Below are 16,342 nucleotides of genomic sequence, written 5' to 3' on the forward strand. Positions count from 1 at the left end.
TCATCCTGCCATCCCGCGCGGTCAGGACGTGATCGCCTCGGCCTTGCCGTCGTCGTCCTCCGGCGGCGGGACCTCGCAGAACTTCTCCACGACGAGCCCCACCACGCTCAGCGCCACCGCCGCGAGGGCCGCGACGCCGGACACGACGGCCTGGTCCCGCCGGGCCTCGACCTCGAGCTCCGGCAGCACGACGAGCACGTGCGCCACGTACCGGCCGGTGAGCAGCGCACCGGTGTAGGCCGCCGCCTTGGCCATCGCGAAGGTGCGCGCGGCCCGCAGACCGGACAGGTCCGGCCGGTCACCCCGCAGGTAGGCGCGCACCGACCAGCCGGCACCGAAGATCAGCCCGGCCAGCAGCAGGATCGCGAGGACCTCGACCCACGCGGCCCCCGGCAGGTAGACGCGCCGCGACTCCAGCAGCCGCAGCAGCAGCGCACCGACGACCGCGACGACGGCCGCGACCGCCGCCAGGGTGCGCAGGCGGGTGCGGCGCACGTCAGGGGCGTCCGGGGTCGGCGTCCGGCGCGGGCGGGATCGGAGCGTGCTGGTGCGGCGCCGGGACCGTCGCCTGCTCGACGTGCCCGGAGTACGGCGCGGGCGGGTTCGCGGGGGCCGGGCTCACCGACGGCGGGGCCACCGTGCGGTGCGGCTCGGCGTAGACCGGCTGCGGCCGGGTGCTCTGGACGGGCGGCTCCGGCGGGTAGTCCGCCTGCGGCGCGTAGTCCGGCTGCGGCGCATAGTCCGCCTGCGGTGCATAGTCCGCCTGCGGCGCATAGTCCGCCTGCGGTGCGTACCCGGGCTGCGGTTCGTACCCGAGCTGCGGGGCGTAGTGCGGGTACTGCTCGGACGGGCGCTCGGGCGCGTGCTCCGGACGTTGCTCGGCGGCGGGCGTCGGCTCCGGCGCCTCGTACGAGGTCGGCTCCTGGGCGGCGGGGACGAACGCCGGCGGCTCCTGGCGCTCCGGCACCTGCTCCGGCTCGTAGACCCAGGCGGCCTGCGCCGTCGGACCCGTCGACGGCGGGCCGTCCTGACGCGGCACGGGAACGGACGGGGGCATCGGCCCGGGCGCGGGCGGCAGGGGCTGCGGCACCGCCGGGTCGCCCTGCGCCGGGGTGTACGGACCGGCGGGCGGCTGTGCGTCGCGGACCGGCAGCGCAGCATGCTGCTCCTGCTCCGGCTGCTCCGCGTACTCCGCGGGCTCCGGCTCGGCCGCCGCCTGGGGCTGCGCGGCGACCGCGCCGGTCGTGGCCGGCTCGGTGAGCCAGTCCAGCGCCAGCCAGCGGATGCCCGGCCGGTCCGGTGCCGTCGCGGCAAGCTGCGCCACGGGGCCGCCACCGAGGCCGCCCAGCACCGCGTCCGGGTCGACCTCGGCCCACGGGACCAGCACGAACGCCCGCTCGCGCGCCCGCGGGTGCGGCAGCTCGAGGTCCTCGGCGCTCGCCACGAGCCCGTCGTACTGCACCAGGTCCACGTCCAGGGTGCGTGGGCCCCACCGCTCCTCGCGGACGCGGCCGTGCATCAGCTCGACCTCCTGGCACGCGCCGAGCAGGTCGCGCGGCGGCAACGTGGTCCGCACGATCAGCACGGCGTTGAGGAAGTCCGGCTGCTCCGGGCCGACGGCGGCGGTCCGGGCCAGCGGGGAGACCTCCATGACCTGCAGCCCGGGGATGCGGTCGATGTCGGTCACCGCGGCGCGCAGCGTGCCCTGGGGGTCGCCGAGGTTGGAGCCCAGGGCGAGGACCGCCTCGACCGGACCGGACGGCGCGGCGTCCAGCGGGTCGGCCGGCGCGGCTGCGGCCGGCTCGGGCTCCGGGGCGGACTCGGGCCCCGGCGTCGGGTCCGGCTCGGAGGCGGACGCGGCTGCGGGGGTGGGCTCGGGCGCCGGGACAGGCGCGAGCTCCACCGGGATCGCGGAGATCATCGTCTCGCCGGTGTCCGGGACGTGCGCCGACTGCTCGGCCACCGCGACCGGTACCGGGCCGGACGGCGCGGGCACCGGGGCCGGCGGCACCGGCGGCGGCTCGGGAGCGGTGGCCGGTTCCTGCGCGGCGGGCACGCTGACCGCCGGCATCCGTTCGCGGTCGCGGCGCACCACGATCTCGACGTCGTCGAACGGCACGCTGATGGGCGCCTGCGGCTTGTGCACACGGACGTCCACGGCCTGCACGGGGCCCCGCTCGAGCACCACCGCGGCGATCCGCTCGGCGACGGTCTCGACGAGGTCCGCGGGCGAGCCGGCGAGCACGTCGTGCACGTCCTCGGCGACCTCCGCATAGCTCACCGTGGCGGCCAGGTCGTCGGAGCTCGCCGCGGCGCGGGTGTCCAGGTGCAGCACGACGTCGGCGCGGAACGTCTGCCCCTCGGCACGCTCCTCGGGGAGCACGCCGTGGTGCCCCGTCGCGGTCACGCCCGACAGCCGGATCTGGTCGAGGGGCTGCCCGTCCGGGCCGGGTACGGCATCGGCAAACGTCACGGGGTGGCCTCCGTCTCGTGGTCCGGCGACGCGACGTGGTCGCGCCCCGGAAAGGTCTTCTCCTGGGTGGTGCGGGCTGCGTCCCAGGCGGCTGCGACGCGCACGGCGTCAACGCTCGCACGCGCGGCATGCACGCGCATGCACCATGCCCCGGCGTGTGCGGCCAGCGCGGAGATGGCCGCGGTGGCGTCGTCGCGGGCCAGCGGGGGTGCCGGTTCACCGGCGTCGGTCGCGAGCAGGTGCCCCAGGAACCGCTTGCGGGACGCCCCGACCAGCACCGGCCGGCCGAGAGCGTGCAGCGCGTCGAGGTGTGCCAGCAGGGGCCAGTTCAGGGCTCCGGCCTTCGCGAACCCGAGGCCCGGGTCGAGGACGATCTGCTCGGGCGCCACCCCGGCGTCGTGCAGGGCCGCCAGGCGCTCGCCGAGCTCTGCACGGACGTCGACGACGACGTCGTCGTACGTCTCGAGGTCGTCCATGACGTCGGCGTGGCCGCGCCAGTGCATGGCGACGTAGGCGGCGCCCGTCGAGGCGACGGCGTCCGCCATCGCCGGGTCGGCGAGGCCGCCGGACACGTCGTTGACGATCCGGGCGCCCGCGGCGACGGCACGCTCGGCGACCGCCGCCCGCGTCGTGTCGACGGAGACGACCGCCCCGGCCGCGGCGAGCCGCCCGATGACGGGGATGACGCGCTGCAGCTCCTCGGCCTCGCTGACGCGCGCGGCCCCGGGCCGGGTCGACTCGCCGCCGACGTCCAGGATGTCCGCACCCTCCGCGAGCAGGTCCAGGCCGTGCTGCACGCCGGCGTCCGGCTCGAACCACTCGCCGCCGTCGGAGAACGAGTCGGGGGTGATGTTGACGACCCCCATGACGAGGCAGCGTCCGGTCGCGGTGAGCTCGGGGAGCCCGGCGACCACGGCGTCGCGTCCAGCCATGCGGACTACCGTCCCAGGATGAGGCTCATCGCCTCGGCACGGGTCGCGGCGTTCTGCATGGCGCCCCGCACCGCCGAGGTCACGGTCCGCGACCCGGGCTTGCGCACGCCGCGCATCGACATGCACAGGTGCTCGCACTCGACGACGACGATGACGCCCCGAGGTTCCAGGATGCGCACCAGGGCGTCGGCGACCTGCGTGGTCAGCCGCTCCTGCACCTGGGGCCGCCGGGCGTAGACCTCGACCAGGCGGGCGAGCTTGGACAGCCCAGTGATCCGGCCGTCGGCGCTGGGGATGTAGCCCACGTGGGCGACGCCGTGGAACGGCACCAGGTGGTGCTCGCAGGTGGAGTACACCTCGATGTCCTTGACCAGCACCATCTCCTCGTGACCGAGGTCGAACGTGGTGGTCAGGACGTCCTCGGGGTCCTGGCGCAGCCCGGCGAAGATCTCCCGGTAGGCGCGGGCGACCCGGGCCGGGGTGTCCACCAGGCCCTCGCGGTCGGGGTCCTCGCCGACGGCGACGAGCAGCTCACGGACGGCGGCCTCGGCGCGCTCGGCGTCGTAGGCCGGCACGTCGGCGGCAGGCCGCACCCCGATGGACACCGCGGTCAGCGGCAGGTCCTCGTCGCTCACGGACTCTCCTCGGAGGTCTCCTCGTGGTGGCCGCCGTCGCGCGGCTCGCCGGCAGCACGCGAGATGCGCCCGGTGACGTCGGAGCGTGCTGCTGCCTCCGCCTCGACGTTCCCGACGACGGCGGCCTCGTCCTGCGGGACGCCCGGCGTGCCGTTGGTCGAGTAGGCGGCCTTCTCGCCGTCGGTCATGACCGGTCCGCGGGTGTGCACGGCACGCTGCTCGCTCGAGAGCCACACGTCGCGGGCCGGGCGCTTGACCACGGGGCCGAAGATCTCGGCCAGCTCCGCCTGGTTGAGCGTCTCCTTCTCGAGGAGCTGCAGCACCAGGTCGTCCAGGACGTCGCGGTACTGGGTCAGGACCTCCCAGGCCTCGTCGTGGGCAGCCTCCACGAGGCGACGGACCTCGTGGTCGACGGTGCCCGCCACGGCCTCGGAGTAGTCACGCTGGTGGCCCATGTCCTTGCCGAGGAACGGCTCGGAGGAGGCGGAGCCGAGCTTGATGGCCCCGACCTTGTCGCTCATGCCGTACTCCATCACCATCTTGCGGGCGATGGCGCTGGCCTTCTCGATGTCGTTGCTCGCACCCGTGGTCGGGTCGTGGAACACGATCTCCTCGGCCACGCGACCGCCCATGGCGTACGCGAGCTGGTCGAGCAGCTCGTTGCGCGTGGTCGAGTACTTGTCCTCCGTGGGCATGACCATCGTGTAGCCGAGGGCACGCCCGCGCGGCAGGATCGTCACCTTGGTGACGGGGTCTGTGTACCGCATGGCCGCCGCCACCAGGGCGTGCCCGCCCTCGTGGTACGCGGTGATCTTCTGCTCCTTGACCTGCATGACGCGGGTGCGCTTCTGCGGGCCCGCGATGACGCGGTCGATCGCCTCGTCCAGCGCGCGGTCGTCGATGAGCTGGGCACCGGATCGCGCGGTGAGCAGCGCGGCCTCGTTGAGCACGTTCGCCAGGTCGGCGCCGGTGAACCCGGGCGTGCGGCGCGCGACGGCGGCCAGGTCGATCTCGTCGACCATGGGCTTGCCCTGGGCGTGCACCCGCAGGATCCGCTCGCGCCCCTTGAGGTCCGGCGCCTCCACGGCGACCTGGCGGTCGAAACGGCCGGGGCGCAGCAGGGCCGGGTCCAGGATGTCCGGGCGGTTGGTCGCGGCGATGAGGATGACGTTCGTCTTGACGTCGAACCCGTCCATCTCCACGAGCATCTGGTTGAGCGTCTGCTCGCGCTCGTCGTGCCCGCCGCCCATGCCCGCGCCGCGGTGGCGGCCGACGGCGTCGATCTCGTCGACGAAGATGATCGCGGGGGCGTTGTTCTTGGCCTGCTCGAACAGGTCGCGGACGCGCGAGGCACCCACGCCGACGAACATCTCGACGAAGTCGGAACCGGAGATCGTGTAGAACGGCACCCCGGCCTCGCCCGCGACGGCGCGCGCGAGCAGGGTCTTGCCGGTGCCGGGCGGGCCGTACAGCAGGACGCCCTTCGGGATCTTCGCCCCCACGGCCTGGAACTTGTCCGGCTCGGCGAGGAACTCCTTGATCTCGTGCAGCTCCTCGACGGCCTCGTCCACGCCGGCGACGTCGTCGAACGTCACCTGGGGCATGTCCTTGCTGATGAGCTTCGCCTTGGACTTGCCGAAGCCCATGACCCGGTTGCCGCCGCCCTGCATGCGGGACATCACGAACCAGAAGATCGCGAGGATGATGAGGAACGGGACGAGGAACGACAGCATCGATCCCCAGAAGGAGGCCTGCGGCACGTCGGTGTCGTACCCGTCGGGCAGGTCCGCGCCCTCGACGGCCGCGACGACGTCCTCGCCCTGAGGAGCCACCCAGAAGAAGTCGACCTTCTCGCCGTGGTCCACCTCGTCGTCGGTGTCCTCGTCGACGACGTAGGGCTCCGAGAGGTCGAGCTCGACCCGTTGCTCACCGTCGACGATGAGGGCGTGCTCCACCGTGTCACCCTGGAGCAGCTCGAGGCCCTGCGACGTCTCGACGCGGCTCACGCGCTCGCCCGTGAAGGCCGAGAACGCGAGCGCGACGAGCACCAGGCCGAGCACGATCCAGATGATCGGTCCGCTGAAGATCTTCTTGAGGTTCATCCGTGACGGGGCGCTGCCCCGCTTCCCTTCGTCCGGGCGGTGGTTCGATAGGCGAAACTACACGGCCGTCCTGAGAGTTCCCGGTGTGTTCGCGCAGGGCTCAGCGCACGTCAGGCGTAGACGTGCGGTGCGAGCGTCCCGATGAACGGCAGGTTGCGGTACTTCTCGGCGTAGTCGAGGCCGTAGCCGACCACGAACTCGTTGGGGATGTCGAAGCCGACGTACTTCACGTCGACCTCCACCTTCGCGGCGTCCGGCTTGCGGAGCATCGTCGCGATCTCGACCGACTCCGGGCCGCGGGAGCGCAGGTTCTGCACCAGCCAGGACAGGGTGAGACCCGAGTCGATGATGTCCTCGGCGATCAGGACGTTGCGCCCCGACAGGTCGGTGTCGAGGTCCTTGAGGATCCGCACCACCCCGGACGACTTGGTCCCGGAGCCGTAGGAGGACACGGCCATCCAGTCCATCGAGACCGGGTGGTGGAGGCGGCGCGAGAGGTCGGCCATGACCATGACCGCACCCTTGAGCACCCCGACCAGCAGCAGGTCCTTGCCCGCGTAGTCCGCGTCGATCTGGGCGGCCATCTCGTCCAGCCGGCTGCCCAGCTGTTCCTCGGTGAGCAGGATGTCGGCGAGGTCGCCGGCGACGTCCGACTGGTCCACGGGCTACTCCTCATGGTGCGGGATGGGTTCCGCGCCGGGAACCGTGCCCGAGCGCAGGACCAGCCTGCCACACGCGCGCGTGGCCCGTGCGCCACCGGGCAGGTGCACCTCGCCCTGACCGCGCCACCGCACCACCAGGGCGTCGAGCGCCGTGACGTGCCGCGACGTCGTCGTCCCCGCAGGACAGCCTGCGGCCAGGGCCGCGGCACGCAGCGCCCGACGGCGCAGCGCGGCGGGTGCCTCGGCGAGCGGTGTGACGTCGAGCACGACGGCGTCGCCGGCGTCCGTCGGGCCCGTCCCCCCGGTCCCGGCGGGAGGACCGCCGGGAGGACCGGGCGGGACGCGCGCCGTGGCCAGCAGGTCCGCGGCGAGCGCGTCGAGCAGGTCCGCGTCGTCGCGGAGCTGGTCCGCGCTGCGCCCGAGCGCTGCCACCGCGCCGGGGCCGAGCACCTCCTCGAGCGCCGGCAGCAGCCGTCCGCGCACGCGCGAGCGAAGCGGTGCCCCGGCCGCGGACACGTCGTTCGTCGGGTCCTGCCACGGCTCGAGGCCGACGACGGCGCACACCTGCTCCGTCTGGGCGCGCCGCAGCCCGAGGAACGGCCGGCGGTAGGGACCGCGACGTCGCGGCATCCCCGCCAGCGAGCGTGTCCCGCTCCCCCGGGCGAGGCCGAGCAGCACCTGCTCCGCCTGGTCGTCCAGCGTGTGGCCCAGCAGGACCGCGGCCGCGCCCGTGGCGGCGACCACGTCGTCGAACGCCGCGTAGCGGGCGTCGCGCGCCGCGGACTCCGGGCCGCCGACCACCGGGTCCACCTCGACGCGACGCACCACCACCGGGTCGAGGCCCAGCTCGCGGCACTGCTGCGCGGCCCGCCGGGCCACGCCGTCGGAGCCGGGCTGCAGGGCGTGGTCGACGACGACGGCGCCCGCCCGCACCGCGTGCCCCGGGGAGCGCACCGAGCGGCCGACCCGTCGCGACTCCGTGGCGAGCGTGGCCGCGAGCGCCGACGAGTCCGGGCCGCCCGAGCAGGCCACGAGCACCAGGGCGTCGGGCGGGAGGTCGGCGAGCTCGGCGCGCACCGCGGCGCGGGCGGCGGCGAGGGCGGGGTCGACGCGGGCCACGCGTCTCAGCCGTGGACGCGGCGCACCCAGGCCCGCGCGTCGTGGATCTCCCGCGCGGACGGCAGATGCTCGGGGGCGGCCCACACGGCGTTCAGCGCGTCACGGCCGGCGCGCTCCTCCACGGCGCGCACGAACCGGGCGCCGTCGCGGTACTGCGCCAGCTTGGCGTCCATGCCGAGGACCCGCCGCAGCACCGCGTCGAACCGGGGTGCGCCCTCGCCGTCGCGCCGCTTCTCGAACCGGGACCGGATGGTGCGGACGCTCGGCACCACGCGCCGGCCGACGGCGTCCATCATCACGTCGGCGTGCCCCTCCAGGAGCGCCATGACGGCGGTGATCTCGGCGAGCACGCGCTTCTGCTCGGCACCCAGGACCTGGTCGAGCGGTGTGGTGAGCTCGCCGCGGACGGCGTCGAGCACGGTGCGCCCGACCAGGGCGGCCTTGTCCCGCCAGGGAGCGTGGGCCAGGCCCATCGAGGTGGTGGTGACGTCCTGCAGGAGGGTGCCGAGCCGGCCGGCGAGGTGGTCCGCGAGCCAGGGCGCGGCGGCGAACTGCAGGGCGTGGGTCTGCTCGTGCAGGCAGACCCAGAGATGGAAGTCGCGGCGGTCCAGGCGCAGCGCCTGCTCCGCGGCGAGCACGTTGGGCGCCACCAGCAGCAGCGCGGGCCGACCCTCGCCGTAGGGGTCGAACTGGCCGAGCACCTTCGACGAGAGGAGCGCGAGGAGCCCGCCGACCTCGGCCGCTCCGGCCAGCCGGGCGGCCCCGGACCCTGCCGACGACGCGTCCTTGCCGAGGACGGCGAGCGCCGGCGCGGTCATCGCCGCCATCGAGCGGGTGTTGGCCAGCGCCCAGGTGGCGCGGTCGACGACGCGGACGTCGCCGAGGTCGGGTCGCGGCACGCGGACGCGGCGCAGCCGGCCGTCCGGGTGGTGGTCCCGCTCGACGTCGGCCCCCGTCGCGGGACGCATCCGCGTCACCCGCAGGACGTGCGGGACGGCGTCGTGGGCGGCCGTGCGCAGCGACCCGACCAGGTCGTCGAGCTCGCCGCGCGTGGCGACGGGTCCCGGCCGCGCGACGCGACGGGCGATCTGTGCGGCCGTCGACCAGTCGACGAGGGCGGTGCTCGGTGCGGTCACGGGTCCACGGTAACCGCGGCGGCTACGAGCAGCCGCAGGCCGCGAGGTCTCCCACGAAGTCGTCGAAGAGCAGGTTGGCGCCCACCGAGCCGCCCTCGGGGATGCGGTCGGCGATCAGCGCGAAGACGAGCAGCCGGTCGTCGTCCGTGACCACGGTGCCGGCGAGCGCCCGGACGTCGGGCAGGCTCCCCGTCTTCGCCTCCGTGTAGCCGCGGCCGGGGTTGTCACCACCGAACCGGTCGGCGAGCGTGCCCTCGAGGCCGGCCACGGGCAGGCCGGTCACGGCTGCGCGCAGCTCGGGCTGCGCCGCGGCCACGAGGAGGCTGTCGACGAGCTGCTGCGCGCTCATGCGCGAGCCCGTGCCGAGCCCGGACAGGTCGGTGAGCACGGCGCCCGACAGGTCCACGCCCTGGTCCTCGACGGTGGCGAGCACCTCGCTGACGGCCGCGTCCGCCGAGCCGGGCAGGCCGGCGTCGATCGCGACGAGCCGTCCCACCACTTCCGTGAGGGTGTTGTCGGACTCCTCGAGCAGGTAGCCGACGAGGTCGCCGAGCGGTGCGGACTCCACCCGGCCGACCTCCACCGCCGACGACGGCGCCGCCTGCCGCACGATCTCCCCGGACACCTCGATGCCGCGGTCGGCCAGCGCGTCGGCGAACGTGCGGGCGGCGGCGAGCGCCGGGTCCTCCTCGCGGCGGGCGTACTTGTCGTCGGTGAGCCGGGCGGCGTCGACGGCGAGCGCGGCCACGGGGGCGACGTAGCCGTCGGCCGCGTCGCTGGCCCGGACCGTGGGGGCGATCGCGGGCCCGGTGAAGAGGGTGTCGTCGACGGCGAGCGTCACGGAGTCCGTACCGGTCAGGCGGATCTTCGCCGCCACCTGGTCAGCGAGGTCGCCCAGGCCGGCGTGGCCGTTGACCGCCGCGGGATCTCCCTCGCCCGCCGCGAGCAGCATGTCGCCACCGCCGACGAGCACCAGCCGGTCGTCGCTGTGCAGCATCGCCCGCGTGACGAGCCGGGTGTCGCCGCCGGGCCCGGCGTAGGCCGCCACGGCGGTGAGGATCTTCTGGGTGGACGCCGGGATCATCAGCCGGTCCGGGGCGGACTGTCCCAGCGTCGTCCCCGTGGCGCCGTCGGCGACCAGCACCCCGACCCGCTTGCCGAGCCGGTTGTCGCCCGCCAGGTCGTCGACCAGGTCGTCGACGGCGGCGGCGTCCGGCACGGGGGCGTCCTGCGACACGGCGGGGAGCACGGCGGAGGGGCTCGGGCCGGTGGTCGCGCCGGGGGCGTCGGGGAACGGCGCGGGGGGCTCGGGGGCCGGTTCGAGGGTGACCATGCCGGGCACGACGTCGTACGCGTCGGCCACCAGGTAGCCGCCGAAGAGGGCCACGACCGTCGTGACGGTGGCGCCGATGCTCAGCCGCCACCCCATGCGGTCCTCCCCGTTCTCGTGAACCTGGTCACAAGCAGGCTCCGTCCCCCGCATTCTCGCACGTTCTCGCGCGCGAGCAGCACCGCGCCACGGCGTCCGGACGGCGTCTGCGTGGCACACTGGGGCTGCGCGCACGCCCCGAGACTGGAGGAACAGTGGAGTTCGACGTCACGATCGAGATCCCGAAGGGTCAGCGGAACAAGTACGAGGTCGATCACGAGTCGGGCCGGATCCGGCTCGACCGGATGCTGTTCACCTCGACCCGCTACCCGGACGACTACGGGTTCATCGAGGGCACCCTCGGCGAGGACGGCGACCCGCTCGACGCACTCGTCCTGCTGGAGGAGCCCACGTTCCCCGGCTGCCTCATCAAGTGCCGCGCGCTGGGCATGTTCCGGATGCGCGACGAGGCGGGCGGCGACGACAAGGTCCTGTGCGTGCCGCTCGGTGACCAGCGCGCCGCGTGGCGCCAGGACATCGACGACGTCTCGGACTTCCACCGCCTGGAGATCCAGCACTTCTTCGAGGTCTACAAGGACCTGGAGCCGGGCAAGTCGGTCGAGGGTGCGCACTGGGTCGGCCGCGAGGAGGCCGAGGCGGAGATCGAGCGCTCCTTCCAGCGGGCGAAGGACTCCGGCTACAGCCACTGACGCGTCGCACCGGCGGCCCCCTCCCCTCGACGGGCGAGGGGGCCGCCGTCGTCTCACGCTGTGGATCACCCCTTCCACTCAGCGAGACCACGCTCGTACGGTCACGTCATGACAGACGCACCCCGCTGGTCCTTCACCACCCGCCAGATCCACGCCGGCCAGGCGCCCGACCCGACGACGGGTGCCCGGGCGCTGCCGATCTTCCAGACCACGTCCTACGTGTTCCCCGACGCCGAGACCGCCGCCAAGCGGTTCGCGCTCGCGGAGCTGGGGCCTATCTACACGCGGATCAACAACCCGACCCAGGAGGTCGTGGAGAACCGCATCGCGGACCTCGAGGGCGGCGTCGGCGCCCTGCTGCTCGCCTCCGGCCAGGCGGCCGAGACGTTCGCGATCCTCAACGTCGCCGAGGCCGGCGACCACGTCGTCGCCTCCTCGAGCCTGTACGGCGGCACGTACAACCTGCTCAAGCACACCTTGCCGCGGCTCGGCATCGAGACCACGTTCGTCGACGACGCGCACGACGCCGACGCCTGGCGCGCCGCCGTCCGGCCGAACACCAAGGCGTTCTTCGCCGAGACCATCCCCAACCCGCGCGGGGACTTCCTCGACATCGCGCTGGTGGCGGACGCCGCGCACGCCGCCGAGGTGCCGCTCATCGTCGACAACACGGTGGCGACGCCGTACCTCGTGCGGCCGATCGAGCACGGCGCGGACGTCGTCGTGCACTCGGCCACGAAGTACCTCGGCGGGCACGGCACGTCCGTGGCCGGCGTGATCGTCGACTCGGGGAACTTCGACTACGCCCGGTACCCCGAGCGGTTCGCGGGCTTCAACACCCCCGACCCCTCGTACAACGGCGTGGTCTACGCCCGGGACCTGGGCGTCGACGGGATCCTCGGCGCCAACCTGGCGTACGTCCTCAAGGCGCGCGTGCAGCTCCTGCGCGACCTCGGCGCAGCGGTCTCCCCCTTCAACGCGTTCCAGATCTCCCAGGGCATCGAGACGCTCTCCCTGCGCGTCGAGCGGCACGTGGCCAACGCCCAGCGGGTCGCCGAGTGGCTCGAGGCGCGCGACGACGTCCGCACCGTCCACTACGCGGGCCTGGCGTCCAGCCCGTGGCACGCCACCCAGCAGCGCTACGCCCCGCGGGGTGCCGGCGCGGTGGTGGCGTTCGAGCTCGACGGCGGGGCGGAGGCCGGCCAGGCGTTCGTCTCGGCGCTCGAGCTGCACTCGAACGTGGCGAACATCGGTGACGTCCGCTCCCTGGTGATCCACCCGGCGTCCACGACCCACAGCCAGCTCACCCCGGCCGAGCAGGCCAAGTCCGGCGTCACACCGGGCCTGGTGCGCCTCGCCGTCGGCATCGAGGACGTCGACGACATCCTCGCCGACCTCGAGCTGGGCTTCACCGCCGCGAAGGCGGCGCTCGGACGCTGACGTCGTCGCGCGACGCCGTCTCACGATGTCCGACGGCGTCGCGCGCGCCGCGCGCGCCGTACGGTGGTCGCATGCTCGCCACGATGATCCATGCCGCCCGTGACGTCCGCGCCGAGGAGCGCCCCGACCCGGTGCTGCTGACGCCGCACGACGCCGTCCTGCGGGTGGTGGCCGCGTGCGTGTGCGGCTCCGACCTGTGGCCCTACCGCGGCGTGACCCCCACCAAGGAACCGCACCCCATCGGTCACGAGCTGATCGGCGTGGTCGAGGAGGTGGGCGCCGAGGTGACCTCGGCCGAGCCCGGCGACGTCGTTGTCGTGCCGTTCTCGCTGAGCTGCGGTCGGTGCCAGTCCTGCCGGGCCGGGTACCCCTCGGCGTGCGACCGGGTGACCGGCTTCGGCTCGACCGACCGCGAGGGGCACCCCGTCGACGGCGCCCAGAGCGAGCGGGTCCGCATCCCGCTGGCGCAGCACTCGCTGTTCCCGGTGGGCCGCCCCCTGGCGGACCTGGAGGCCGCCGGCCTGGTGCCGCACCTGCTGACGCTGTCGGACGTGATGTCCACCGGACACCACGCCGCCGTGTCGGCCGGGGTCGGTCCGGGCGACACCGTGGCCGTGGTGGGCGACGGCGCCGTCGGGCTGTGCGGCGTCATCGCCGCGCGCCGCCTCGGGGCGGAACGCGTCGTGGCGTTCTCGCGGCACCCGGACCGGGCCGCCCTGGCGCGCGAGCTGGGCGCCACCGACGTCGTCGCCGAACGCGGCGAGGAGGGCGTCGCCGCGCTGCGCGAGCTGCTCGGCGGCGACCTGGCCGACGCCGCGCTCGAGTGCGTCGGCACCGAGGAGTCCATGGCGCAGGCGCTCGGGTCGGTCCGTGGCGGCGGCCGTGTCGGGTTCGTCGGCGTGCCGCACGGCGGCTCGCAGGTGCCGATCGGGCAGCTCTTCCGCCGCAACATCACCGTGGGCGGCGGGATGGCGCCCGCCCGTGCCCACATGGCGGAGCTGCTTCCCGACGTGCTGTCGGGTGCGATCCGGCCGGGGAAGGTGTTCGACGCCGAGATGCCCCTGGCCGACGTCGCGCAGGCCTACGCCGCGATGGACGAGCGCCGGGCGACCAAGGTGCTGCTGCGCCCCTGAGACCCGGGTGCAGGGCGGGCTCAGCCCCGCGGGACGAGGGTCAGGGCGTAGGTCGTGCTGTTGACGATCGTGGCGGTGACCGTGCGCGCCACCGCCGCGCCGGCGGCCTGGGCGCCCCAGGTGCCGCGCTCGAGCTCGTGCGCACGCTTGATGACCGGCGTCGTCCACGGGATCTCCCGGTGGAGCTGGGGAAGCGTGCCGCTGCCCGCCAGCAGGCCCCCGAGCGCCGCCACCCGTGGCGTCGGTTCCGCGCCGTCGACGAGCACCGCACGGACGCTCTCGACGAGCTCCGCCCGGCGGGGCGTCCCGCCGTCCACGAGCGCGGTCGACCGGAAGAGGCCGAGCACCGTGCGGGACTCCTGGCGGATGTCGCCGCGCGCGACGACGTTCTCGAGCAGCGGCGCCCGCAGCCCGGGGCCGATGGCGGCGAGCACGGTCTGGACCCCGCGGGGCTTGCCGGCCACGTAGTCCCAGGCCGACCGCAGGACGGGGTCCGACGGCGCCCGGTCCTCGACGGCGCCCACGCGGACGTTCCCACCGGGCGAGCGCGTGGTGCGCACGTGCTCGCCGAGCGCGAGGTCCGCGAGCACGCCGCCGGCCAGGACGTAGTACAGGGTGTTCTCCCCGGCGATCGTGCCGGACCGTGGCTGGAAGAGCAGCAGCAGCAGGTCCTCCGCCAGCGTGGGGGCGGCCGGTGGACCGGGGCGCTCGGACATGTCGTTCCTCTCGTCGGTGCGCGTCACAGCCAGTCGTGCTCACGGGCATAGCGGGCGGCCTCGTGCCGCGTGCGGGTCTGCGTCTTCTGCATGGCGCTGGACAGATAGTTGCGCACCGTTCCTGGTGCCAGGTACAGCCGGGCGGCGATCTCGGCGACCGAGTAGCCGTCGCGCGTCACCCGGAGCACGTCGAGCTCCCGGTCCGTCAGCGGGACGTCGTCGATGAGGGCCGCGGCGGAGACGTCCTGGTCGATCCACCGCCCTCCCTCGTGCAGCGCCGCGACGACCCGGGCGATGTGCGCCGGCTCGGCCGACTTGCTCACGAAGCCCTGCACCCCGAGCCGCAGGGCCTGGCGCAGCACCCCCGGCCGGGCGTGGCGGGTCAGCATGAGGACCACCTGCCCCGGCAGGACACGGCGGATCTCGGCCACGGCCTCCAGGCCGTCGACCCCCGGCATCTCGAGGTCGACGACCAGCACGTCGGGCCGGTGCGCGATCGTGGCCTCGACCGCCTCCGCGCCGTCGGCCGCCTCCGCCAGGACGGTGACGTCACCCTCGAGCGGGAGGAGCGCGGCGAGCGCCCTGCGGATCAGGGCCTCGTCGTCGGCCAGCACCACCGTGGTCATCGTGCGTCCTCCTCGGGCTGCAGGTCGGCCCCGGCGGCGCCGGCGGCTCCGGCGGCGCCGGCCGGGAAGGTGGCCGCCGTCCGGAACCGGTCGTCCGCGAGCTCCGCGGTCAGCGTGCCGCCGTTGTCCGCCACCCGGCTCGCGAGCAGCGCCAGCCCGCGCAGCGTCGGCGGCGGGTGCCCGTCGACCCCGTCGTTGACGATCGTGATGCCGTGGTCCGTGACCGCCACGTGCACCAGCGTGGCGCGTGAGTGGCGCAGGACGTTGGTGGTCGTCTCCCGCAGCACCTGCGCCAGCAGGTCGCCGGGCTGCGCCCGGACGCTCGGCGGGTGGTCGACACGGACGTGGATGCCCGCGGCCTCGAGCAGGTTCCTGGCGTTCTCCAGCTCGGCCGACAGGTTCGGCCGACGGCGCCCGTAGGCAAGCTCCTTGGCCTGCGCGATCGTGTCGCCGACCAGGTCGTACGTCTCGCGCAGCTCCTGCTCCGCGCGCGCCGTGTCCGCGCGCAAGAGCTTCTGCGCCAGCGCGATCTTCAGCTTCACCACGTGCAGCGTGTGGCCCTGGATGTCGTGCAGGTCGCTCGCGAACCGGACCCGCTCACGCACGACGGCGAGCTCCGCCTCCCGTTCCCGTGCCTCCTCCAGCTCCGTCATCACGTCGTAGAACCCCTTGTTGGGAAGCCGCAGGCAGATCGAGACGACGGTGAAACCGGTGGGCAGGATCACGAAGGAGATCAGCGCACCCGCCGAGAAGGGCCCGGCAGCGACCAGCCCCCAGGTGCCGACCGCCGCGACGTACAGCCCGACCCCGACGGCTGCCACGGCCCGGTGGCGCGGAAGCTCCGGGACCACCAGGCACGCCACGACGGCCAGCGCGTAGTAGGCGGCCTGCGTGTCGCCGTCGACCACCAGGGCGCCGTACGGCCACACCGCCGCCGAGACGAGCAGGCAGGGCGCCGCCACTCGCGCGAGGTCGCCGGCGGACCACCGCTCGAACGCGACCAGGGCGGCCAGCAGGCCCGCCGACAGCACCAGCGCCTGGTCCCAGGTCTGCGCCTGCCTCGCCACCAGCAGGACCCCCACGGCGGCGATCACCGGCAGCAGCGCCGTGAGGTTGACCCGGCGGAACCGCCGACGTGAGGACCGTGACGCCGTCGACGGCTTCCAGAGCCCCGCGGCCGCGCGCTGCGGGGCGGAGGTGCGGTCATCCATGGTGGGCGGCTCACAGGGCTCGAGGGATCGTGCCCACCAGTATCCGTCCACGGACGAACCTCCTGCTAGTGACGCTGC

The 16,342-nt window shown here is 74.3% G+C and carries 15 protein-coding genes; 3 read left to right on the forward strand and 12 right to left on the reverse strand.

Features of this window, described 5'->3' with window-relative positions; translation table 11 throughout:
* Positions 1-21 precede the first annotated feature (21 nt).
* The 9 genes from BCL65_RS05995 to dacB form a co-directional block, all read right to left on the reverse strand.
* Positions 22-495, reverse strand: coding sequence for a DUF3180 domain-containing protein (locus BCL65_RS05995; protein WP_106266134.1), 474 nt, complete (start codon positions 493-495; stop codon positions 22-24).
* A gap of 1 nt (position 496) precedes the next feature.
* On the reverse strand, positions 497-2,473 hold the full coding sequence (gene folK / locus BCL65_RS06000) for a 2-amino-4-hydroxy-6-hydroxymethyldihydropteridine diphosphokinase (RefSeq protein WP_106266136.1): 1,977 nt from the start codon (positions 2,471-2,473) through the stop codon (positions 497-499).
* Positions 2,470-3,405, reverse strand: coding sequence for a dihydropteroate synthase (gene folP / locus BCL65_RS06005; RefSeq protein WP_106266138.1), 936 nt, complete (start codon positions 3,403-3,405; stop codon positions 2,470-2,472). Before folP ends, folK begins: the two co-directional genes overlap by 4 nt.
* A gap of 5 nt (positions 3,406-3,410) precedes the next feature.
* Positions 3,411-4,019 (reverse strand): GTP cyclohydrolase I FolE, encoded by a 609-nt coding sequence (gene folE / locus BCL65_RS06010; protein ID WP_106266474.1) that lies wholly within the window; start codon positions 4,017-4,019, stop codon positions 3,411-3,413.
* Positions 4,020-4,036: 17 nt separating this feature from the next.
* A complete protein-coding gene (gene ftsH, locus BCL65_RS06015; RefSeq protein WP_106266139.1) occupies positions 4,037-6,142 on the reverse strand; it encodes an ATP-dependent zinc metalloprotease FtsH in 2,106 nt (701 codons plus the stop codon).
* Positions 6,143-6,252: 110 nt separating this feature from the next.
* On the reverse strand, positions 6,253-6,804 hold the full coding sequence (gene hpt, locus BCL65_RS06020) for a hypoxanthine phosphoribosyltransferase (RefSeq protein ID WP_106266141.1): 552 nt from the start codon (positions 6,802-6,804) through the stop codon (positions 6,253-6,255).
* A 3-nt stretch (positions 6,805-6,807) separates the two neighbouring features.
* Positions 6,808-7,923 carry a tRNA lysidine(34) synthetase TilS gene (tilS, locus tag BCL65_RS06025; RefSeq protein WP_106266142.1) on the reverse strand — a complete coding sequence of 372 codons (1,116 nt, stop codon included), beginning with the start codon at positions 7,921-7,923 and terminating at the stop codon, positions 6,808-6,810.
* A gap of 5 nt (positions 7,924-7,928) precedes the next feature.
* Positions 7,929-9,059, reverse strand: coding sequence for a zinc-dependent metalloprotease (locus tag BCL65_RS06030; protein WP_106266144.1), 1,131 nt, complete (start codon positions 9,057-9,059; stop codon positions 7,929-7,931).
* A gap of 22 nt (positions 9,060-9,081) precedes the next feature.
* Positions 9,082-10,488, reverse strand: coding sequence for a D-alanyl-D-alanine carboxypeptidase/D-alanyl-D-alanine endopeptidase (gene dacB / locus BCL65_RS06035; protein WP_106266146.1), 1,407 nt, complete (start codon positions 10,486-10,488; stop codon positions 9,082-9,084).
* 155 nt (positions 10,489-10,643) lie between these two features.
* Between dacB and BCL65_RS06040 the strand changes: the two genes are divergently transcribed.
* From BCL65_RS06040 to BCL65_RS06050, 3 genes are all read left to right on the forward strand, one after another.
* Positions 10,644-11,138 carry an inorganic diphosphatase gene (locus BCL65_RS06040; RefSeq protein ID WP_106266148.1) on the forward strand — a complete coding sequence of 165 codons (495 nt, stop codon included), beginning with the start codon at positions 10,644-10,646 and terminating at the stop codon, positions 11,136-11,138.
* A gap of 108 nt (positions 11,139-11,246) precedes the next feature.
* A complete protein-coding gene (locus BCL65_RS06045) occupies positions 11,247-12,578 on the forward strand; it encodes a bifunctional o-acetylhomoserine/o-acetylserine sulfhydrylase (RefSeq protein WP_106266150.1) in 1,332 nt (443 codons plus the stop codon).
* 71 nt (positions 12,579-12,649) lie between these two features.
* Complete coding sequence (locus tag BCL65_RS06050; RefSeq protein ID WP_106266152.1) at positions 12,650-13,711, forward strand: zinc-dependent alcohol dehydrogenase family protein; 1,062 nt, start codon at positions 12,650-12,652, stop codon at positions 13,709-13,711.
* Positions 13,712-13,731: 20 nt separating this feature from the next.
* Here the strand turns inward: BCL65_RS06050 and BCL65_RS06055 are convergent, their stop codons facing one another.
* Genes BCL65_RS06055 through BCL65_RS06065 form a run of 3 tightly spaced genes read right to left on the reverse strand, consistent with a single transcriptional unit; the run spans position 13,732 to position 16,264 of the window.
* Positions 13,732-14,427 (reverse strand): GOLPH3/VPS74 family protein, encoded by a 696-nt coding sequence (locus BCL65_RS06055; RefSeq protein ID WP_106266476.1) that lies wholly within the window; start codon positions 14,425-14,427, stop codon positions 13,732-13,734.
* A gap of 23 nt (positions 14,428-14,450) precedes the next feature.
* On the reverse strand, positions 14,451-15,053 hold the full coding sequence (locus BCL65_RS06060; protein ID WP_106266154.1) for a response regulator transcription factor: 603 nt from the start codon (positions 15,051-15,053) through the stop codon (positions 14,451-14,453).
* On the reverse strand, positions 15,050-16,264 hold the full coding sequence (locus tag BCL65_RS06065) for a sensor histidine kinase (RefSeq protein WP_106266156.1): 1,215 nt from the start codon (positions 16,262-16,264) through the stop codon (positions 15,050-15,052). Before BCL65_RS06065 ends, BCL65_RS06060 begins: the two co-directional genes overlap by 4 nt.
* Positions 16,265-16,342: the final 78 nt, after the last annotated feature.

The sequence above is a fragment of the Isoptericola halotolerans genome, assembly GCF_003003075.1.
GTDB lineage: Bacteria > Actinomycetota > Actinomycetes > Actinomycetales > Cellulomonadaceae > Isoptericola > Isoptericola halotolerans_A.